We start from the raw sequence: 19,870 nt of genomic DNA on the forward strand, positions 1-19,870 counted from the left end.
TGTCGGTGAGGCAAGTGAACTTCTCACCTGGAGGCAGGATCCGATGGCAGCAACGATGGCCGGCTCCACCGCGCTGGTGACCGGGGCCACGTCCGGTATCGGCAAGGAAATCGCGCTCCAGCTCGCGGAACGCGGGGTTGAGGTCGTGGTACACGGCCGCGACGCCGAACGCGGCGCGAAGACCGTCCGCGAGATCGAAAATGCCGGCGGGAGAGCCCGTTTCGTCGCGGCGGACCTCAACGACCCCGACGACGTGCGCCGCCTGGCGGCCGAGGCGGGGCCGGTCGACATCTTGATCAACAATGCCGGAATCTACAAATTCGGAACCACCGTGGAGACGGATGACGCCGCCTTCGACGAGCACGTGAATGTGAACCTGCGCGCCCCTTACATTTTGGTCCAGCAATTGGCGCCGGGGATGATGGAGCGCGGCGGTGGCGCGGTGGTCAACGTGAGCACCGTCGCGGCGTCGGTGCCGGCCAGCGGCGCGGGCATCTATGGCGCTACCAAGGCCGGCCTGGAGCTGCTGACGCGTGTCTGGGCGGACGAGTTCGGCCGGTCCGGAGTGCGGGTGAACGCGATCGCGCCGGGACCAACCGACACCCCCGGCACCACCGCGACACCCGGCATGCTGGAGGCGGTGGCGGCCAGCACCGCGATCGGCCGGCCCGCCGAGCCGAGTGAAATCGCGAGCGCAATCGTCTTTCTCAGCTCTCCCGACGCCAGTTATGTCAACGGCGCTGTGGTGCCCGTGAGCGGCGGTCAACGCGCGATCACCGCCTGACGCAACGGTTTTCGCTACAGGTCCAGCACCAGCTCGGTCTCCGGGGCCGCCGAGCAGATGAGTATGGTCCCCTGCTCGGGCGGCTCCAGCGGCGGCTGCACGTAACTGGCCCTGCCGGCGACAACTCCGGTGACGCACACATGACACACGCCGCTGCGGCAGGAGAACCGGGTGGGCACGTCGCAAGCTTCGGCCAACTCGAGGATGCTCCCGAATTGGGATGACCAGTTGACCGTTAGGCCGCTGCGCGCGAAGGTGATCGACGGGCCCGTTCCCGCAAGTCCGGCCGGCGGGTGCGGCGGCGTGCGAGGAGCGCCGTCGACGATACCCGGATTGATCGACGGCAGGGCGCCGAATAGCTCGCTGTGGATCCGCTCAGGAGCCAGGCCCTCCGCGGTGAGTGCGTCGCGCATGTCGCTCATGAACTGGGTTGGGCCGCACAGGTATGCCGTGGCATTGGCCGGGATATCTAGCGCCGCGATGGCCGGGCGGTCCAAACGGCCTTGGGTCTGTGTGTAGAACACCGACTGCCGAGCACTCGGCAGAGATTTGATCAAGCTGGCGACTTCGGTTGCGAAAGCTTGCATTTCGCGGTTACGGGTGGTGTGCAGCCACCAGATGTCGCGCCTGCTGCAGGCCTCGGCGAGCGTGTGCAGCATGGCCAAGACGGGTGTGATGCCGATTCCCGCCGACATCAGCAGCACCGGGCCGCCGCCGTCGACGAGGCAAAACTCTCCGCGCGGGGCGGCGGCCTCGACGACCGAGCCCGGCTGAACGTGCAAGTGCAGCCACGAGCTGACCAGTCCGTGCTCTTCCCGCTTGACGCTGATGCGGTAGTACCCCGCGGCGGGGTCCCCGGAGAGGGAGTAACTACGCAGCGGCGCCGGGGCTCCCGCGCCGGGGATTCGCACCGTCAGATATTGCCCTGGCAGCGGCGCCGGTAGCGCGGAACGGTCCTCGGCTTCCAGTTCGATGGACATCACCTGTGGGCTTTCCCGGCGCACTCCCCTAACCCGTAAGGGCCGAAACCCATCCCACGCCGGTATCACGGTCGGAGGCTCGGACGCCGGTCCCTGCGGTGAGGCGAGCATGTCCCGGAACGACTGCTGCCAGCCCGGGCTGAGCGCGGGGACGTCGACAATCTTGTGGAGTAGCTCGAGGTCGCGGTCCGGCAAGTACAACAGCGCATCGACGTCGGCGACGCTGAGCTCGTGGCGACCACGGCGCGTACGCACGACGTCATCGCCGGCACGCACCTGTCCTTCGGAAATCACCCGAAAGTAAAATCCCGGCCGGCGTTGGGAGACAAGGAGGTTCGGCATCCTTGGTTCGTCGAGGCGCATTCCGACCCGAAAGCAGGTGACGCGGGGCTGGGTGACCTCGAACTCGGCTTCACCGATTTGGTAGCGGTCACCGATGCACACCTCGTCGTCGGGCAGCCCGCTGATGGTGAAGTTCTCCCCGAAGTGGCCCGGCACGAGGTCGTCGCGGCCCAGGTATTTCTTCCAGAAGTCATATGACTCGGTCTGATACACCATGACGGCGCGCTGCTCGCCGCCGTGGCCGCCGAGATCACCCTGACCGTCGCCGTCGATGTTCAGACGACGCACCATGACCGGCCCCTCGACCGGTGTTTTCCAGATCCCGGTGTACACGGTCTTGTGATGCCACTGAACGTTCTTGGGGCGGCCGACGTTCACCGAAACCAGCTTGCCCACTATTCACCTCCGGGCTTCGCCAGTGGGACGGCCGGCCCAGAATATGCCGCTCCGTGCCGGAGGGCAACAGGAGGTGGGACTGTTGCGCGGTGCCCGCTCAGGTGCATACTGGGCGACACAACCCAAAACGGCGCGACAGTGGATTCCTGAACGTGTGCCCGGTGCCGCGTGCTGTTTGAGGGCGAATCCGAGGAGGAAAACAATGCCGGCTGTCCATCATCGTTACGCCACCGTCGGCGGTCACCGGCTGTTCTTCCGGCACGCGGGCGACCCGAACCATCCCGCCCTGGTGCTTTTGCACGGGTTTCCCACCAGCTCCTACATGTTCCGCCATCTGATCCCGATGCTCGCCGACCGCTACCACGTCATCGCACCGGATCACCTGGGCTTCGGGCTTTCCGACGCGCCGTCCGTCCAGGAGTTCGACTACACCTTCGACGCGCTGACCGACCTCACTGCCGCATTGCTGCGCGCCGTCGACGTCGACCGGTACGCGATGTACGTCCAGGACTACGGCGCGCCGATCGGCTGGCGGCTGGCGCTGCGCGACCCGTCGGTGATCACCGCGATCATCACCCAGAACGGCAACGGCTACGACGCGGGATTCGTCGACAGCTTCTGGAAGATCGTGCGCGCATACCAACGCGAACAAACGCAGGAGACGGAGGCCGCGGTCCGGCAGTTCCTCACGCTGGATGCCACTCGATGGCAATACGTCACCGGCGTTGCCGACGAGACCCTCGTCGACCCCGAATCGTGGCACCACGATTACGCGCTCATATCGCGGCCGGGCAACGACCTGGTGCAGCTGAAATTGTTGCGGGACTATGCAACCAACGCGCCGCTCTACCCGGTGTTGCACGAATACTTGCGCGCCAGCCAGGTACCGCTGCTGGCGGTGTGGGGCCGCGGCGACGAGATCTTTGGTCCCGCCGGCGCCGAGGCGTTCGCCGACGACCTGCCGGATGCCGAGATCCGCCTGCTTGAGGGCGGCCACTTCCTGCTGGAGTCCGCACTGGACGACGTCGCCGCGCTGATTCGCGGCTTCCTAACCAAGGTTGACATGACCGCCTGACCGGTTCCGGGATCAATGGGTTGGATATCCCATAGTTCCCAAGGCTCGCGGGTTAGCCTGACGCAATGGCCCATTCCGATGTTCAAGACGAACAACGGTTGACCGCCAAGGGGCGCGCCACCCGGGACCGCATCGTGGAAGCGGCCGCCCAGCTGATCGTCACCGAGGGCCTGTCCGCGGCGAACATGGAAAACGTCCGCAAGGCGGCATCGGTCAGCGGTTCGCAGCTGGCCCACTACTTCGCCGACAAGAGCGCGCTCATTCGCGCGGTCCTCAGGCGTCAGATCGGCGTGGTGCTCGACTTCCACCGGCAGCCCCAGCTGGGTGGCCTGGCTTCTTTCGGAGACTTCGAGCGGTGGATCGACCTCAACATGCGATACCTCAGGCGCATCGGATATTTCGGCACACCCACCTACCACGCGCTTGCCGCCCAGCTGGCGAAGTCCGACCACGCGACGCGTGAAACGCTGGCGGCGGGCTATTGGCAGTGGGTCGATCTGCTCCAGGCAGCGATCCAGCGGATGAAGGATGGCGGCGCCTTGGTCGCGAACGCCGACCCTCGACGATTGGCGATGGTCATCGTCGCCGCCCATCAGGGCGGAGGCACTTTGGCATTCACCTACCGGGCGGAATGGCCGCACGCCGACGCGGTGCGCTTCGCGATCAACTACCTGCGCACCTTCGCAACCGATCCGGACGAGCGAACCCCGCGACCGGCGCGGCGTACCCGGCGCCGCGCGAGGGCCGCCACGTGAATGCCGAAAGCCCGGGACGATTCACCCGCAAGGGACTGGCGACGCGCGCACGGATCGTTGATGCAGCCGCGCGGCTCACGTTCGAGCGTGGCGTCGCCAACACCAGCATCGACCAGGTACGGCGCGCGGCCGGAGTGGGCGGCTCACAGATCGCGCACTACTTCCGCGACAAACGCGAGCTGACCCGTCAGGTCGTTGCCGCCCGCCGCGAAGACGTGCGGGCATTTCACACCCAGCCACCGCTCGGCGCCCTGGACAGCGTCGACGCCCTGCAGGCCTGGGCCGACGCCTGCGTCGCCGACATAGACGCCGTCTACCGCGTCGGCGGTTGCGTCTACGGCTCCTTGGCGGGCGAGCTGATCGACGCCGACGACGAAATTCACGACGATCTCTCCAGAGGTTATGACCAGTGGATTGAGCTGTTCGAGACCGGTCTTATGGCGATGCGCCGGCGCGGCGACCTGCGCCCCGACGCCGATCCGCGGCACCTGGCGGTGTCGTTGGTTGTCGCCCACCAAGGCGGCGCCATGCTGACGTACGCCACCGGGGATGGGGAACCACTGCGGGCCGCCGTCAACGCCGGCGTCGACTACGTCCGCTCCTTCACAGCGCAGACGCGCGCGAGCCGAGCCACCTCGACGCGGCGCCGCGGCACGTCCCGATCCAAGTAAGCGCACCGCTTCTCTGGACAGAATGGGATAGCTAGCCCATAATAATTGGGTTGGTTGGCCCAGTGAGGTCTGCGGCAGCTCACCGGTTCTGGTGGCGCGCCGATATCCCCACGCCCCCGCTGGATATTTGGGAGGAGCGCCACGTGTCCACCACCAATGCACCTGAGCTACCCTCCGCACCCGCCGTAGTCCGTGAGCGGCCCGGCGGGGAAACCATGCGGGCGATCATCCTGGAGGGATTCGGCGGCCTGGACAGCCTGGTCTACACCGACATCCCAAAGCCGTTGCCCAAGGACGGCGAAGTGGTGATCGAAGTCAAGGCCTTCGGCATCAATCACGCCGAGCTGCACATGCGCCGGGGCGAATGGGCCGAAGCCGCGGAGGTCAGCGGCATCGAATGCGTCGGCATCGTCGACTCGTGCCCGAGCGGTGAGTTCCGCGTGGGCGCAAAAGTGGCGGCGCTGATGGGCGGCCTCGGCCGAACCATCAATGGCAGCTACGCGCAGTACACCCGCGTGCGCGCGGCGAACGTCGCCGCCATCGAATCCGAGCTGCCCTGGGCACAGTTGGCCGCGCTGCCCGAAACCTACGCGGTCGCTTGGACATGCCTCTTCCGCAACCTCGGCCTGAGGTCGGGACAGACGCTGGTCCTGCGCGGCGCGACCTCGTCGCTCGGGCAGGCCGCGCTCAAGATGGCCGTCGCCGCCGGCTCGCGCGTCATCGCCACCGCGCGAAGTCACGGCCGGTTTCCCATGCTCGAGGAGCTCGGCGCATCGCGCGTCGAATTGGAAAGGCGCGACCTGGCCGACCATCTCCTGGAGGCCAAACAGGTCGATGTCGTCCTGGACTTGGTCGGCAACAGCACCATCCTGGATTCCCTCGACATGCTGCGCCGCGAGGGAACGGCCTGCCTGGCGGGATGGCTGGGCGGGCTGGACCCGATCGGGAATTTCAACCCGCTGTTGCGCATGCCAAGCGGGGTCAACTGGAACTTCTTCGGCAGCTTCGTGTTCGGGACACCCGGCTTTCCGCTCTCGGATGTCCCCCTGCAAGACATCGCACGCCAGGTCGCCGACGGCACGCTGGAGGCCACGCCGTCCCGCGTCTTCGCCTTCGACGAGATCCGCGAGGCGCACCGCGTGATGGAATCAGGGGAGGCCGGCGGCAAGATGGTCGTGGTGATGCAATAAGAGAAGCCTGTTCCAGCAAAGAAATTCGCGGGGAAGGGACTAGACGATGGGGCTGGCATGGCAGCAAGGTCCGCTTGCGACCGGATCAGCGGGACGATTCCTGACCGAGCAGCCGTTACCACGACGACTGCTGTACGCCGAGCCGCTGCGAAGGCGAATGCGAGTGCAATTCGCGGACAGGTGGATCGCTGACAGCGAGAACGTGGTTCTGTTGCACGAGCCGGGTCGCTATCCGGTCGCCTACTTCCCGCTCGGCGACATCGAGGCGGGCATCGTGTTGGCCGAGGATCGCGTCACAGAGCATCAGGACCTTGGTGGCACGCAGTGGTTCACCATCAAGGTCGCGGAGCGGGAGGCCAGCCACGCAGCTTGGCGGCATACTTGTCTGCCGCCCTATGCATCGGACCTCGACGGGCGTCTCGCGTTTGCCTGGCGCGCCATGGACGCCTTTTACGAAGAGGACGAGCGCATCGTCGGGCATGCCGCGGACGCCTATCATCGCATCGACATCCGTTCCACGGCACGGCATCTGATTGTTCGTGCTGGTGACAGGGTGATCGCCGATACCCAGCACCCGCTGGCGCTTTATGAGTCAGGATTTGCGCCACGCTGGTATGTGCCCCGCGAGGATATTGACGAGTCTGCTCTCGAAATTGTTGAGACGCAAACCTTTTGCCCCTACAAAGGTATCTGCTCCTATTACGATATCGGCGACCGGAAACGCGCGGCGTGGTCCTACCTCAGCGCATGGCGCGAGGTGAGGCGGGTGGCGAACTGGGTTTCCTTCGAGCCGGATAAGATTGATGTCTACCTCGACGGCGAACAGCTTGAACTCGAGCCAGGCCAGACCGTCATTCCCCACGGCATCGACCGCGGATTGGACACAGATGAGGTCTTAGGGAAGACACCAACCGCGGGGATCCCATGAAGGCTTCCCTCGAAGTTGTCGTCGTGCCTGTTACGGATCCCGATCGCTCGCTGCAAGGTCTCTACCTGGTCGTTTGCGACATCGAAGGCTACCGGGCGGAGCTTGTGGGACGCGGGGTGACGGTCAGCGACACCCGGCACAAGGACACGTGCGGTGGCTGGCGCGGCGGGTTTCTTCCTGGCCCAGCTAGCGGCCGCACTGACTATGCGAGCTTTGCGGATTTCCGCGATCCCGACGGTAATGCGTGGGTGTTGCAGGAACGAAACCATCAACGAGCCTGAAGGGGGCGCAGTGGTTGTGCGCAAATCCAGTCCCGACCGGGTGGGAGCGTTCTCCGACGGTGTGTTCGCGGTGCTCATCACGATCTTGGTGCTGGAGCTCAAGCCTCCGACCGCCCACAGCTTCAGCGCCCTAATCCCGCTATGGCCCACCGGCCTGAGCTATGTGGTCAGCTATTTGTTCATCGCGATCGTATGGGTCAACCATCATCACCTGTTCGGCTATGCGGAGCTGGCGACGCCGCGGCTGGTGTGGTCGAACTTCGCGCATTTGTTCTCGGTCTCGCTCATCCCGATAACCACCGAGTGGATCGCCGACAGTAGGTTCGCCGCTGCCCCCGTGGCCTCATATGCGTTCGTGTTCGTGCTCGTAAACATCACGTATCTCGCACTGTGCTGGGAAGTGGTCGACCGGCCCGCTCCTGAAGAAGTCACGGATCGAATGCGCAGGTTGTTGCGGATGAGGTCATTCATCACGATCGGCGTCTTCACAACGGCCGGCGTGGCCGCGCTTTGGTGGCCCTTTGTGGGGATGGCTTTGATTTGTTTGTGTTTGATCGGGTATCTCCGGCCGGATGCTCCAACTCTGAAAAAGGACAAGCCGTGACCATGCGCGTACCGTCAGTCCTGGTTTTCGACGTCAACGAGACACTGGTCGATATCGATTCCCTCGCACCGCTTTTCAGTGATCTTTTCGCTGATCAGCGGGTGCTTCGCGAGTGGTTCGCCCAGCTGATCATGTACTCGATGTCCGCCACGTTGGCGGACAGCTATGTGAACTTCTCCACCCTCGCCCAAGGCGTGCTGCGCATGGTGGGCGTCATCCACCACGTCGACGTCTCCGACGATGACCTGCAGCGCCTGAAGACAGGCTTGCTCACGATGCCCGCCCACCCAGACGCGGCGCCAGGGCTAGCCGCCCTACGTGACAACGGTTTTCGTCTGGTCACCTTGACGAATTCACCGCCCAACCCGGACGGGCCAACGGCGCTGCAGAGTTCCGGGCTGGCCGAATTCTTCGAAGTGCAATTGAGCGTCGACGCCTGCCACGCCTTCAAGCCGGCGCCCGCCGTCTACCGATACGCGTGCGAGACGCTCGAAGTGGCCCCGGCCGACTGCATGATGGTGGCCGCCCACGTGTGGGATACCCTCGGCGCCCAGAAGGTCGGCTTCAGCGGTGCGCTCATCACCCGGCCCGGCAATCCGCCGCTGCCCGTCGACGGGCTGCCCCAACCGGATCTGGTGGCGAAAGACCTGCGCCAGCTGGCCGCGAAGCTCGTCGCCAGCTGACGCATCACGGGGAGGACGACAACGATGGCAGCACACGAAGAAAGCGGCTACGACGTCATTGTGCTCGGGGCCGGGCCGATCGGGCAGAACGCCGCAGAGGGCGCCCGGGCGGCGGGCCTGAGCGTCGCGCTGGTCGAGCGCGAACTCGTCGGCGGCGAGTGTTCCTACTGGGCCTGCGTGCCCAGTAAAGCCCTGCTGCGTCCGGTGATTGCCGTCTCGGAAGCCCGCCACGTCGACGGCGCGCGCGAGGCGGTCAGCGGCCCCATCAATGCCGCCAAAGTTTTCCGCCGCCGTAACCGCTACGTCAGCGACTGGGACGACACCGGCCAGGCCGACTGGGTGGGCGGCATCGGCGCCACCCTGGTGCGCGGCCATGGCCGGTTGGATGGCCCGCGACGAGTCGCGGTCACCGCGTCCGACGGAGCCACGTCCGTGTTGACAGCACGGCACGCCGTCGTGATCTGCACGGGAAGCCGGCCCGTCCTGCCCGACTTGCCCGGCATCGACGAAGCCAGGCCGTGGACCAACCGCCAAGCCACCGACAGCAGCAACGTCCCCGAGCGGCTCGCGGTGGTGGGCGCCGGCGGCGTGGGCGTTGAAATGGCAACTGCATGGCAAGGATTGGGGTCCCAGGTGACCCTCCTCGCGCGAGGTTCGGGCCTTCTGCCGAGGATGGAATCCTTCGTTGGCGAGCTCGTCGGCCGCGGCCTCGCCGATGCCGGCGTGGATGTCCGCATTGGAGTATCGGTCCGCGCGCTGCACCGGCCCAACGGCGGAGTGGTGACCCTCGAGTTGGACGATGGCTCCGAATTGGAAGTCAGCGAAGTGCTTTTCGCGACGGGCCGCGCTCCGCTCACCGACGACATCGGTCTACACACCGTCGGTCTGGCACCCGGCGACTGGCTGGAGGTCGACGACACCTGCCAAGTGCGGGCGATAGAAGATGGCTGGCTCTACGCCGCGGGCGACGTCAATCACCGGGCCTTGCTGACCCATCAGGGCAAGTACCAGGGCCGCGTTGCTGGAGCGGCGATCGGAGCGCGCGCGGCGGGTAGCCCGTTGGACACCGCACCCTGGGGCAGGCATGCAACCACCGCCGACCATTACGCCGTGCCGCAGGCCTTCTTCACCACTCCCGAAGCCGCCGCGGTCGGCCTTACGGCCCGGCAGGCCGAGCGGGCCGGGCACCGGGTACGCACGGTCGACGTGCAGATCGGCGATGTGGTGATGGGGGCCAAGCTTTATGCCGATGGGTACAGCGGCCGGGCGCGGATGGTGGTGGACCTCGATCGCGGGCACTTGCTCGGGGTCACGCTGGTTGGGCCCGGGGTCACCGAGATGCTGCACTCCGCCACCATCGCGGTCGCCGGCCAGGTGCCCATCGAGCGGTTGTGGCACGCCGTGCCCTGCTTCCCAACGGTCAGCGAGCTGTGGCTGCGGCTCCTCGAGGCGTATCGGGATGCATCGGACCATAATTGACGTATGGCCACCGCAGACGGATTCCATCCCGATTTCGACGAGACAACATTGGAAGCCGCCCATAACCGGGTGCATCACGTCAGGGCATCGGACATCACTTCCGACACCGCGCAATCGGAGGGACTCCGTCGGTTCGCAGCGCTCAGCGGCGCGTCGGTCGGAGCCGAGAAGCTCTGGATGGGCGAGACACACGCAATGCCGTCGACCGTGTCGTCCAATCACCATCACGGCGATTCGGAGACCGCCATCTACGTTCGCAGCGGCCACCCGGAATTCGTCTTTCACGACGGCGCCCAAGAGGTGCGCATCTCGACTTCGCCCGGGGACTACGTCTTCATCCCGCCACACCTGCCGCACCGGGAGGAAAACCCTGATCCAGACGCACCGGCGGAGGTCGTCATCGCGCGCAGCACTCAAGAGGCGATCGTGGTGAATCTGCCGACGTTGTATCCCCTTCAGTAGACCGCGATTTCGATGAGATTCCCGTCAACGTCGCGGCAGTAGTGTGAGGTCATCGGTCCCAAGGCTCCGGTTCTGGCGACCGGTCCCGCAACGATCTGAACTCCGCAGTCGGCGAGGTGGGCGCGGACCTCGTCCGGGCCGCTGCGGGTGATGAAGCACAGGTCCTCGGAACCGGCCGCCTCGACCGACCCGGTAATCCACTCGGGGTCGGCGGCCAGCGCCCCGACCGGCCGCAGGTTGAGTTTCTGCTCCCCGAAGCGCAGGGCGATCCGGCCAGCGGGACCAAACGTCTCTCGCCGCATGCCCAGAACCCGCTCGTACCACGCGGCGGTGGCCTCGACGTCTGTGCAGTTCAGCACGACATGATCAATCCGTTCCACTGCGAATGCCACGGTCAGCCTCCTGTGGTGTGCAGCCGAAAATCGCTCGGCGCCAGAGTAATCCGACGGCTGTTGTCGGTTGTGGGCGGCAACGGCGCGGCAAGCGGCCTTTACGCCCCACCCACCAGACGTTTTAATACGTCTTATGACCACCCGGTCGCTCGACCTCGAGTCCGCCGATCTGCGAGTCAGGCGCGGCAGCGTGCCCGCGAGCACTCAGCTCGCCGAAGCGCTCAAGGCCGCGATCATCAAGCAACGCGTGCCCCGCGGCGGACGCCTGCCCAGCGAGCGGGAGCTCATCGATCGATCCGGTCTGAGCCGGGTAACCGTGCGAGCCGCAGTCGGACTGCTCGAGCGCCAGGGCTGGCTGGTGCGGCGCCAGGGTCTGGGCACCTTCGTGACCAACCCGGTCAGACAAGAATTGGGCTCCGGCGTGCGGACGATCACCGAGGTCTTGGCGAGCTCCGGGATCACTCCACACGTCGACGTGCTGTCCCATCGCGTCGATGAGCCCCCGCAACGAATAGCCGAAACGCTCGGCTTGTCCAAAGTCCTTTGCATCCACCGGCGCTTTCGCGACGGGGACGTGCCGTTGGCGCTGATGATCGCCTACTTGCCGCCGGGACTGGGCAAGGCCGTCGAACCGCTGCTGTCGAGCGTGTCGGACACGCAACCCGCACGGGCGATGGAAAGCACCTACACGATGTGGGAGCGGCGACTGGGCATCCCCGTCGCCCGGGCCGGCTATGAGATCCACGCGGCGGGGGCCTCCGTCGAGGTGGCCGGCGCGTTGAATCTGCCGTTGGGCTCCCCAGTGCTCGTGCTTGAACGCATCAGCTACGGCAATGACGACAAGCCCCTGGAGGTCGTGGAGTTCCACTATCGTCCCGAGCGGTACCGGTTCTCGGTAATGCTGCCCCGGACCATGCCGGCGCCCGGTGCGGGGATTGTCGAGCGGCGCTGAACGGCCGCCTCGACTCAGCCAATTCTCAACAGATTCTTCGGTGGCCCATGGCTTGTCTCCCAGCATCCGCAAAGCCACTGGCCGCAGCATGTTTTCATGACGAACGAGCCCACGTGCGCAAACTTGGTCGAACATTACCTGCGCACCCGCGGGCGACGCTATTTCCGTGGCCACCACGACGGTGAATACTTCTTCGTCACCAGCGCCCGCACGTCCGTCGCGAGGCGCCTGCACGTCCACCTCGAGATCTCGCCCGAGCACGGCGACGTGCTGATCATTCGCGTGACTCCGGGGTGCTTCTTCCCCGCCGCCGAGCGCTCCTGGTTGGTGCACTTCTCTGACACCTGGAACCGCCAGGAACGCGAAGTCACCGCGATCGTGCACGGCTCGTCCGACCCACAGCGAATCGGTGTGGTGGCGCGCAGGTCGCACTGGATCCGGCAGAACGTTTCCTTCGACGACTTCGCCGCCTTCGTCGACCGCACGATCGCGGACGCGACCGACCTCTTTTACGACTTGAGCCCGGCCGGCGACCTGCCGACGGCGCATCCACTGCTGCGCGACGCCGGCTGATCCTCGCGCGCCGGTGCCACCCGTTGTCAGCGGGCGAGAGCCACAGGCTTTTCTCGGATACCGTCCGGCGTCGTCAGCGAACGAATATGGCATTCTCTTATACGGAGAGTAGGACATGCCAATCCGGGACTCAGGTTTGAGATCTGCGTCACACCGGCAATCAATACCAAACGGCAAGAACACGACAACGGGGAAGCCATGAAGGGCAGCGGTGTTGAGGCGGCCGAAAACCACGAAACCGCCAAGTGGGATCCGGCCTTTACCGAGCAGGTCGCCAATGCCCTCGGGCCGGTCATCAAGCGGTGGTATCGGGCCGAGGTGCGCAATCTCGACAACGTCCCGCCGTCCGGCGGAGCGTTGGTGGTGTCCAACCACTCGGGAGGCATGCTCACCCCGGACGTGTTGATCTTCTCCCCGGCGTTCTACCAGAAGTTCGGTTACGACCGGCCCGTCTACACCCTGGGCCACTACGGCCTGTTCATGGGCCCCCTGGACGGCTGGCTGCGCCGCCTCGGGGTTATCGAGGCGAGCCGCGAAAACGCTGCCGCGGCACTGCATTCGGGCGCGGTGGTGTTGGTGTTTCCGGGCGGTGACTACGACTCCTACCGGCCTACCTTCAGCGCCAACTCCATCGACTTCAACGGGCGCACCGGCTACGTGCGGACCGCCATCGAGGCCGGGGTGCCGATCGTGCCCACCGTCTCGATAGGAGGCCAGGAGACCCAACTCTTCTTGACCCGCGGCAACTGGCTGGCGCGCAAATTGGGGCTGACGAAGGCGCGCATGGATATCTTCCCGGTGAGCTTCGGGTTCCCGTTCGGGCTGAGCGTGATCTTCCCACCAAACCTGCCGCTACCCGCCAAGATCGTCACCGAGGTGCTCGAACCGATCGACGTCACCGCCCAGTTCGGCGACGACCCCGACATCGACGAGGTCGACGCGCACGTGCGCGCGGTCATGGAATCGGCGCTCAAGCGACTCGCCGGTCAGCGCCGACTCCCCATCCTCGGCTGACGTCCGATGACTGAAGGCGAGACGCCATGCGAAAGTCGCGACAGCACAAGCTGATTCCACGGCGGGGTGGCGGTTGAAGAGGCTCAACGGCATGGACGCCATGCTGCTCTACAGCGAGACGCCCAATCTGCACACCCACACGTTGAAAGTGGCGGTCATCGACCCCGCCGAAGCCGAGTTCGGCTTCGAGGCGTTCCGCCGTCACGTTCGTCGCCGGCTGCACCTGCTGGAACCGTTGCGCTACCAGCTCGTCGACATCCCCTGGCAGCTTCATCACCCGATGTGGCAGGAGAACTGCGAGGTCGACCTCGATTACCACCTGCGGCGCGTGCAGGTGCCCCCGCCGGGCGGCCGGCGAGAGCTCGACCAGGTGATCGGCCAGGTCGCCTCGACGCCGCTGGACCGCAGCCGGCCGCTGTGGGAGTTTCACTTCGCCGAGGGGCTGGCCGGTGGGCGATTCGCCCTCGTCGGCAAGATTCACCACGCGCTGGCCGACGGCGTGGCGTCCGTCAACCTGCTGTCCCGCGCCATGGATCTCGAGGACGGGCCAACCGACGAACGCGACAACGACGAAACGGGCGTCACCGCTTCGACCGCCGACCTGCTGCGCGCCGCGGCCCGCGACCATGCCCGGCAAATCGCCGAACTGCCGGGGCTGGTCAGGGACGCCGCCGTAGGGCTGACGCGAGTGCGCCGCCGGTCCAAACAACGCGGTGACCACCCGGACCTGGCCGATGCGTTCGACGCCCCGCCGACGTTCTTGAACAACGTCGTCTCGCCTCAGCGGCGGTTCGCCAGCACGACGCTGCCGCTGGCCGACGCCAAGGCGACGGCCAAGGCGCTGGGCATCACCATCAACGACCTGATCCTTGCGACCGCCGCCGGCGGCCTGCGCACGCTGCTGTTGGCGTATGACGGCGCGGCCGACCGGCCGATCATCGCGTCCGTACCGACGGCGACCGACAAGTCGGACCGCATCACCGGCAATGAGATCAGCGGCCTGATGATCTCGTTGCCGGTACACGTTGCCGATGCCGCCGACCGGGCGCGGCTGGTGGCATTGGCAACTCGAATTGCCAAGGAAGACCACGAGATCCTCGGCCCGCAGCTCTACGGGCGACTAATGGCCTACCTGCCGACCGCCGCTGCCCCGGCCGCTTTCCGGTGGCTGGGGCGGCGCGACGCGCCGAACAAGCTGATGAACGTCGCTGTCTCCAGCGTGGTGGGCCCGCGTGAGCGCGGGCACTTCGGCGGCGCGGCGGTCAGCGAGATCTACTCAACCGGGGTCTTGTCGCCGGGCGCCCCGGTCAATATCACCGTGTGGAGCTACGTCGACCAGCTCGGCGTCGCCGTGCTCACCGACGATCAGACGTTCGACGACCCACACGAAGCGACCGACGCCATCAGCGCAGCATTCGCCGAATTACGGTCAGCCGCAGGGATTTCCGCCTAGACCGAAAGCACCGCGTCCAGCGCCGAATAGAACAGGCCCAAGCCGTCGTCGGAGGGGCCAGTCAACGCTTCGATGGCGTGCTCGGGGTGCGGCATCAGTCCGACGACACGGCCGTTGGCGGAGCTGACTCCGGCGATGTCGTGCAGGGAGCCGTTGGGGTTGTCGAGGTAGCGGAATACGACCCGGCCCTCCCCTTCCAGCTCGTCGAGCACATCGTCGGGGGCCACGTAGCGGCCCTCGCCGGACTTCAGCGGCACCAGCAGCTCAGCACCCCACTGGAAACGCGACGTCCAGGCCGTCGAGATCGACGCCACCCGCAACCACACATCGCGGCAGACGAAGTGCAGCCCGATGTTGCGGGTCAGCGCCCCGGGAAGCAGCCCGGCCTCGCAGAGCACCTGAAATCCGTTGCAAATGCCCAAGACTGGCATGCCGCGATTCGCGGCGGCCACCACTTCACCCATCACTGGGGCGAACCGGGCGATCGCCCCCGCCCGCAGGTAGTCGCCATAGGAGAACCCTCCCGGCACCACCACGGCGTCGACGCCCTTGAGGTCGGCGTCGGCGTGCCACAGGCTGACCGCCTCGGCCCCGACACTCCGCGCCGCCCGGGCGGCGTCGACGTCGTCCAGGGTCCCCGGAAAGGTGATGATGCCGATTCTTGCCGTCACTTGGTCTCCCGGCTGATCGTCCAGTCCTCGATCACCGTGTTCGCCAACAAAGTCTCCGCTATGTCGGCCAGCACCGAATCGTCGACGGTGTCGTCCACCTCGAGTTCGAATCTCTTGCCCTGTCTGACATCTGAGATTCCCGGATGGCCGAGTCGGCCCAACGCGCCGACGATGGCCTGACCCTGCGGGTCGAGAATCTCCGCTTTGGGCATCACATGAACGACTACCCGGCCCACCGGCGCTCCTCCTCAGATCTGTCTTCGCGCCAACTCTACCGGCGTAGGTGCGGCTCGGCCGTTACGGGCACGAGGCAATGTAGGCCTCGCAGAGGGGCGCGGTCATGGCGTTCAGTACGGGGTCGTCGGCCATTGCCGGCCACGGGACCTGCGGCGGGCCCGACGACCAGAGCGTGAGCTCGCTGATCGTGCTGCTGGCCGGGTGGGCGAGCAGGTAGGTATGCATGACGACCGGACCACTGATCACGGCGGCCATCCGGCTCGTTTCGTCGCTGGTGATCGATGGTGATTGCAACGGCGCACGTTGCTGGCAGGAGCGCAGCGCGGCGACGGCGTTGCTGAACACCGACCCGACGATGGCGCCGCCGCTTGCCGTATCGCCGCGCCAGTGCAGGATCTGCGCCTGCAACTGCCACTGCCCATCCGGGTGGGCGACCGTGGCGCGTGCCACGACCGCCGAGTCGCGGGGGTCACGCGGCACCGGCGGCGTGGAACACACCTCCTCGAACCGGAATCGAGGGCCGGGTGTCGACCCGGTCACCTGCGCCGCCAGGCCAGCCAGCGGGGGCCAGCTGTAAACCGGATCCAGCGGCACCGCTCGGCGCTGGATCCACGCGGAGTCGGGGATCTGGTCACACACGGGCGGACAGGCCTGCGGTTCGGCGTGTGCGGGCACGGCGATGATGAGAGCCACCGCGAGGCCGCCGACCACGACCATGGTCGCCAGGATCACCCGCATCGGCATCACCCCCGTCGGGGCACAATCGTAGTCATGCAGCTGACGCATTTCGGCCATTCCTGTCTACTTGCAGAATTCGACCACACCCGCGTGCTCTTCGATCCTGGAACGTTTGCGCACGGTTTTGAGGGCATAACGGGGTTATCGGCCATCCTGATCACCCATCAGCACCCCGACCACGTCGACGGCACCCGCCTGCCTGCGCTGCTCGAGGGCAACCCGGATGCCGCGCTGTTCGCCGATCCGCAAACCACCGCCCAGCTGGGCGCGCCCTGCCAGGCCGTGCACGTCGGTGACGAGCTGAGCATCGGTGAGCTGACGGTTCGCGCGGTCGGCGGCAGACACGCCGTCATTCACCCCGAAATCCCTGTGATAGAGAACATTTCATTCCTGGTGGGCGACGGCGATCATCGCGCCAGACTGATGCACCCCGGCGATGCGCTGTTCGTGCCCGACGAGCCCGTGGACGTATTGGCGACACCGGCGGCCGCCCCGTGGATGAAGATCTCCGAGGCCGTCGACTACCTGCGCGCGGTGGCACCCGCGCGCGCGGTGCCCATCCACCAAGGGATCATCGCTCCGGACGCGCGGGGCATCTACTATGGCCGGCTCACCGAGATGACCACGACCGATTTTCAGGTGCTGCCCGAGGAGGACGCGGTCACCTTCTGACCGCTACTCACCTCGAGTGTCGCGCCAGAGTGACGCTCGCGTGCCAGGGTTGCGCGCGCGTGACGTTGGGCGATGCGCTACCGCGCTAGGCGATGTCGTCGGCCACGCCGCGGCCGGCGGCCCGGCCGGAGAAGATGCAGCCACCCAGGAAGGTGCCCTCCAGGGCGCGGTAGCCGTGCACGCCACCTCCGCCGAAGCCGGCCACCTCACCGGCGGCGTACAAGCCGTTCAGGGGGGTGCCGTCGGCTTTCAGCACGCGGGCGGCCAAATCGGTTTCGATGCCGCCCAACGTCTTTCGGGTCAGGATGTGCAGCTTCACCGCGATCATCGGCCCCGCCTTCGGATCGGTCAGCCGGTGCGGTGCCACCACCCGGCCGAGCCGGTCGCCGAGATAGCCGCGGGCGGCGCGGATCGCGGTGATCTGGCCGTCCTTGCTGAACTTGTTGGCCACCTCGCGGTCGCGGGCGGTCACCTCGCCCTCCACCGTGGCGTAGTCCAGGGGCGCCACGTCGGGCAACTTGTTCATCCCGGTGACCAATTCCCGCAACGAGTTTGCGCTGACGAAGTCCACTCCCCGGTCGACGAACGCCTGCACCGGCCCCGGGGGGCCGGAGCGTGCCCGGTTACGCAGCAGCTCGCGCAGGCTCTGCCCGGTCAGATCGGGATTCTGCTCCTGACCGGACAGCGCGAATTCCTTCTCGATGACTTTGGCGTTCAACACAAACCACGTGTAGTCGTACCCGGATTTGGTGATGTATTCCAGCGTGCCGAGGGTGTCGAAACCGGGATACAGCGGCACGGGCAACCTCTTGCCGGTCGCGTCGAGCCACAGCGACGACGGCCCGGGGATGATCCGGATGCCGTGCAGTGGCCAGATCGGATCGTAGTTGGTGATGCCCTCGGTGTAGTGCCACATCCGGTCCGGATTGATCACCCGCGCTCCCGCCCGCTGGGAGATGCCGATCATCCTGCCATCAACGTGAGCGGGCACGCCGCTGAGTAACTGCTCGGGTATGCGGCCCATCCGCTTCGGCCAGTTCTTGCGCACCAACTCGTGGTTTGCACCGATTCCACCGCTGGTGACGATCACCGCCGGTGCGCGGAACTCGAATTGCCCCAACGCCGTTCGTGACGACGCCACACCCCTGGGTGCGGCCGAGGGCTCCAGCACCGTGCCCCGCACGCCGGTTACCGCGCCGCCCTCGACGATCAGCTCGTCGACCCGGTGGCGGTGCGCGAAGCGCACCGTCGAGCGGTCCCGCAGCTGACGGGCGAAGATCTCGACCAAAGCGGGCCCGGTGCCCCAGGTGATGTGGAAGCGGGGCACCGAATTGCCGTGGCCCCGTGCGTCATACCCACCACGTTCGGCCCAACCCACCAACGGAAAGAGCTTGAGCCCCCGGTCACGCAGCCAACGGCGCTTCTCCCCGGCGGCGAAATCGACGTAGGCGTGCGCCCATTGGCGTGGCCAGTAGTCCTCCGGCCGATCAAACGCCGCGGTGCCGAGCCAGTCCTGCAAGGCGAGTTCGTGGCTGTCGCGGATTCCCAAACGGCGCTGCTCTGGACTGTCGACGAAGAACAGGCCGCCGAACGACCAGAACGCCTGCCCACCCAGGTTGGCGCTGCTCTCCTGGTCGACGATCAGCACCCGCATGCCGCGGTCCACCAATTCGCAGGCGGCCACCAACCCTGCGAGTCCCGCCCCCACGATGATGGCATCGGCGCCGAACCCCGCGGCCGAAGAATCGCTCATGTCGGACCAGGGTAGTGCCCGCGCCGGGCGGATTGAGGGGACGCTTGGTCAGGCCGCGTCGAGAATCGCCCTGTCGCGCCGCCAGCGGTAGACCGCGGGCGCGCAGCCGTGCATCAGCGACAAATCGACGGCGTCCACCATCGCCTGCAGCGGGCCGGGTTTACGCAGGTGACGAGCTGCGACGGCAACCCGAACCACCCCGCCGCGCCGAGCGATCCGCTCGGCCGACAGCACCACCATCCGGCACCACCACGGTTCGGTGAGGAAGCCTTCCCCGATACCCAATACCCGGGAGCGCACGGTGGTGTGCCGAACCAGGTCGGTGATGCCATGCAGGTCGGCAAGCAGACGAAAACCGTTGTCCGGCAACGCCTTGACGACTCCTGGGGAAACCACCCAGCCGGGTGCCGCGAACAGCCGCGTGCGCAGCCCGAGGTGCTCGAGCACCCGGTCGGCGGCCATCAGCCGCAGGTTTGCCTCGTGCGCCCGAAGGATCGCGAACTCACCGCGGCGCTTCTTGGTGGCCGCATCGTCGTAGCCGTGCAGCACGATGGCGTCGCCGCCGGACCGCCGGTCGGTCAACCATTCGACGGTGCGCGGGTCGTGGTCGAGTCGGTAGTCACCACTGAGCCGCGGTGCCACCAACAGGGACACTGGGACATTTCGGGCATCCATTTGAGCGCAGAACGCCTCGACGTCACTCAGGGTGCGTTCGCCTATCCCCGAGACCGAGACGATCAATTTTCCAGCCACACCCGCAGTTTGACGATCTCAGGTTTCGGAAT

22 protein-coding genes are annotated in these 19,870 nt (G+C 66.4%); 15 read left to right on the top strand and 7 right to left on the bottom strand.

What is annotated here, in order from left to right:
• Window positions 1-43: 43 nt before the first annotated feature.
• Window positions 44-784 (top strand): SDR family NAD(P)-dependent oxidoreductase, encoded by a 741-nt coding sequence (locus A5750_RS14610; RefSeq protein ID WP_066957877.1) that lies wholly within the window; start codon window positions 44-46, stop codon window positions 782-784.
• Window positions 785-798: 14 nt separating this feature from the next.
• On the opposite strand, the gene A5750_RS14615 is transcribed toward A5750_RS14610, so the two are convergent.
• Window positions 799-2,502 (bottom strand): MOSC and FAD-binding oxidoreductase domain-containing protein, encoded by a 1,704-nt coding sequence (locus tag A5750_RS14615; RefSeq protein ID WP_067263700.1) that lies wholly within the window; start codon window positions 2,500-2,502, stop codon window positions 799-801.
• Between the two features lie 202 nt (window positions 2,503-2,704).
• On the opposite strand from A5750_RS14615, the gene A5750_RS14620 reads away from it, so the two are divergent.
• The 9 genes from A5750_RS14620 to A5750_RS14660 all read left to right on the top strand — a co-directional run bounded on the left by A5750_RS14620 (window position 2,705) and on the right by A5750_RS14660 (window position 10,630).
• On the top strand, window positions 2,705-3,577 hold the full coding sequence (locus A5750_RS14620) for an alpha/beta fold hydrolase (RefSeq protein ID WP_066957873.1): 873 nt from the start codon (window positions 2,705-2,707) through the stop codon (window positions 3,575-3,577).
• Between the two features lie 65 nt (window positions 3,578-3,642).
• Complete coding sequence (locus A5750_RS26360) at window positions 3,643-4,332, top strand: TetR/AcrR family transcriptional regulator (protein WP_066957871.1); 690 nt, start codon at window positions 3,643-3,645, stop codon at window positions 4,330-4,332.
• Window positions 4,329-5,003, top strand: a complete 675-nt coding sequence (locus A5750_RS26365; protein ID WP_066957869.1) for a TetR/AcrR family transcriptional regulator — start codon at window positions 4,329-4,331, stop codon at window positions 5,001-5,003. The genes A5750_RS26360 and A5750_RS26365 overlap by 4 nt, the downstream gene beginning before the upstream one ends.
• Before the next feature lie 143 nt (window positions 5,004-5,146).
• A complete protein-coding gene (locus tag A5750_RS14635; RefSeq protein ID WP_066957868.1) occupies window positions 5,147-6,193 on the top strand; it encodes a zinc-binding alcohol dehydrogenase family protein in 1,047 nt (348 codons plus the stop codon).
• Between the two features lie 46 nt (window positions 6,194-6,239).
• Window positions 6,240-7,121, top strand: a complete 882-nt coding sequence (locus tag A5750_RS14640; protein WP_066957866.1) for a DUF427 domain-containing protein — start codon at window positions 6,240-6,242, stop codon at window positions 7,119-7,121.
• A gap of 153 nt (window positions 7,122-7,274) precedes the next feature.
• On the top strand, window positions 7,275-8,006 hold the full coding sequence (locus A5750_RS14645) for a TMEM175 family protein (protein ID WP_231989200.1): 732 nt from the start codon (window positions 7,275-7,277) through the stop codon (window positions 8,004-8,006).
• A 2-nt stretch (window positions 8,007-8,008) separates the two neighbouring features.
• Window positions 8,009-8,689, top strand: coding sequence for a haloacid dehalogenase type II (locus A5750_RS14650; RefSeq protein WP_066957864.1), 681 nt, complete (start codon window positions 8,009-8,011; stop codon window positions 8,687-8,689).
• Window positions 8,690-8,713: 24 nt separating this feature from the next.
• The gene (locus A5750_RS14655) at window positions 8,714-10,168 is read left to right on the top strand and encodes an NAD(P)/FAD-dependent oxidoreductase (RefSeq protein WP_066957861.1); all 1,455 of its coding nucleotides are present in this window, start codon (window positions 8,714-8,716) and stop codon (window positions 10,166-10,168) included.
• A gap of 3 nt (window positions 10,169-10,171) precedes the next feature.
• On the top strand, window positions 10,172-10,630 hold the full coding sequence (locus A5750_RS14660; RefSeq protein WP_066957859.1) for a cupin domain-containing protein: 459 nt from the start codon (window positions 10,172-10,174) through the stop codon (window positions 10,628-10,630).
• Here the strand turns inward: A5750_RS14660 and A5750_RS14665 are convergent.
• Window positions 10,624-11,022 (bottom strand): VOC family protein, encoded by a 399-nt coding sequence (locus A5750_RS14665; protein WP_066957856.1) that lies wholly within the window; start codon window positions 11,020-11,022, stop codon window positions 10,624-10,626. The two genes, A5750_RS14660 and A5750_RS14665, sit on opposite strands and share 7 nt — an antisense overlap.
• A gap of 133 nt (window positions 11,023-11,155) precedes the next feature.
• Between A5750_RS14665 and A5750_RS14670 the strand changes: the two genes are divergently transcribed.
• From A5750_RS14670 to A5750_RS14685, 4 genes are all read left to right on the top strand, one after another.
• Window positions 11,156-11,974, top strand: coding sequence for a GntR family transcriptional regulator (locus tag A5750_RS14670; protein WP_066957854.1), 819 nt, complete (start codon window positions 11,156-11,158; stop codon window positions 11,972-11,974).
• A gap of 96 nt (window positions 11,975-12,070) precedes the next feature.
• Window positions 12,071-12,547 carry a hypothetical protein gene (locus A5750_RS14675; RefSeq protein ID WP_066957851.1) on the top strand — a complete coding sequence of 159 codons (477 nt, stop codon included), beginning with the start codon at window positions 12,071-12,073 and terminating at the stop codon, window positions 12,545-12,547.
• A 198-nt stretch (window positions 12,548-12,745) separates the two neighbouring features.
• Entirely contained in the window at window positions 12,746-13,561 is an 816-nt protein-coding gene (locus A5750_RS14680) for a lysophospholipid acyltransferase family protein (protein ID WP_066957849.1), read from the top strand.
• Between the two features lie 73 nt (window positions 13,562-13,634).
• Complete coding sequence (locus A5750_RS14685) at window positions 13,635-15,014, top strand: wax ester/triacylglycerol synthase family O-acyltransferase (protein ID WP_197505427.1); 1,380 nt, start codon at window positions 13,635-13,637, stop codon at window positions 15,012-15,014.
• Here the strand turns inward: A5750_RS14685 and purQ are convergent.
• The 3 genes from purQ to A5750_RS14700 all read right to left on the bottom strand — a co-directional run bounded on the left by purQ (window position 15,011) and on the right by A5750_RS14700 (window position 16,717).
• Window positions 15,011-15,685 carry a phosphoribosylformylglycinamidine synthase subunit PurQ gene (gene purQ, locus A5750_RS14690; protein ID WP_067263706.1) on the bottom strand — a complete coding sequence of 225 codons (675 nt, stop codon included), beginning with the start codon at window positions 15,683-15,685 and terminating at the stop codon, window positions 15,011-15,013. The two genes, A5750_RS14685 and purQ, sit on opposite strands and share 4 nt — an antisense overlap.
• Window positions 15,682-15,921 (bottom strand): phosphoribosylformylglycinamidine synthase subunit PurS, encoded by a 240-nt coding sequence (purS, locus tag A5750_RS14695; RefSeq protein ID WP_066955000.1) that lies wholly within the window; start codon window positions 15,919-15,921, stop codon window positions 15,682-15,684. Before purS ends, purQ begins: the two co-directional genes overlap by 4 nt.
• A gap of 61 nt (window positions 15,922-15,982) precedes the next feature.
• A complete protein-coding gene (locus tag A5750_RS14700) occupies window positions 15,983-16,717 on the bottom strand; it encodes an ATPase (protein WP_066955003.1) in 735 nt (244 codons plus the stop codon).
• Between A5750_RS14700 and A5750_RS14705 the strand changes: the two genes are divergently transcribed.
• The gene (locus A5750_RS14705) at window positions 16,694-17,332 is read left to right on the top strand and encodes an MBL fold metallo-hydrolase (RefSeq protein ID WP_066955007.1); all 639 of its coding nucleotides are present in this window, start codon (window positions 16,694-16,696) and stop codon (window positions 17,330-17,332) included. The two genes, A5750_RS14700 and A5750_RS14705, sit on opposite strands and share 24 nt — an antisense overlap.
• Window positions 17,333-17,417: 85 nt before the next feature.
• On the opposite strand, the gene A5750_RS14710 is transcribed toward A5750_RS14705, so the two are convergent.
• Window positions 17,418-19,085, bottom strand: a complete 1,668-nt coding sequence (locus tag A5750_RS14710; RefSeq protein ID WP_066955009.1) for an FAD-binding dehydrogenase — start codon at window positions 19,083-19,085, stop codon at window positions 17,418-17,420.
• Window positions 19,086-19,133: 48 nt separating this feature from the next.
• Window positions 19,134-19,838, bottom strand: coding sequence for a DUF2334 domain-containing protein (locus A5750_RS14715; RefSeq protein WP_066955012.1), 705 nt, complete (start codon window positions 19,836-19,838; stop codon window positions 19,134-19,136).
• Window positions 19,839-19,870 lie beyond the last annotated feature (32 nt).

The sequence above is a fragment of the Mycobacterium sp. 852002-51613_SCH5001154 genome (genome assembly GCF_001667425.1).
Lineage (GTDB): Bacteria > Actinomycetota > Actinomycetes > Mycobacteriales > Mycobacteriaceae > Mycobacterium.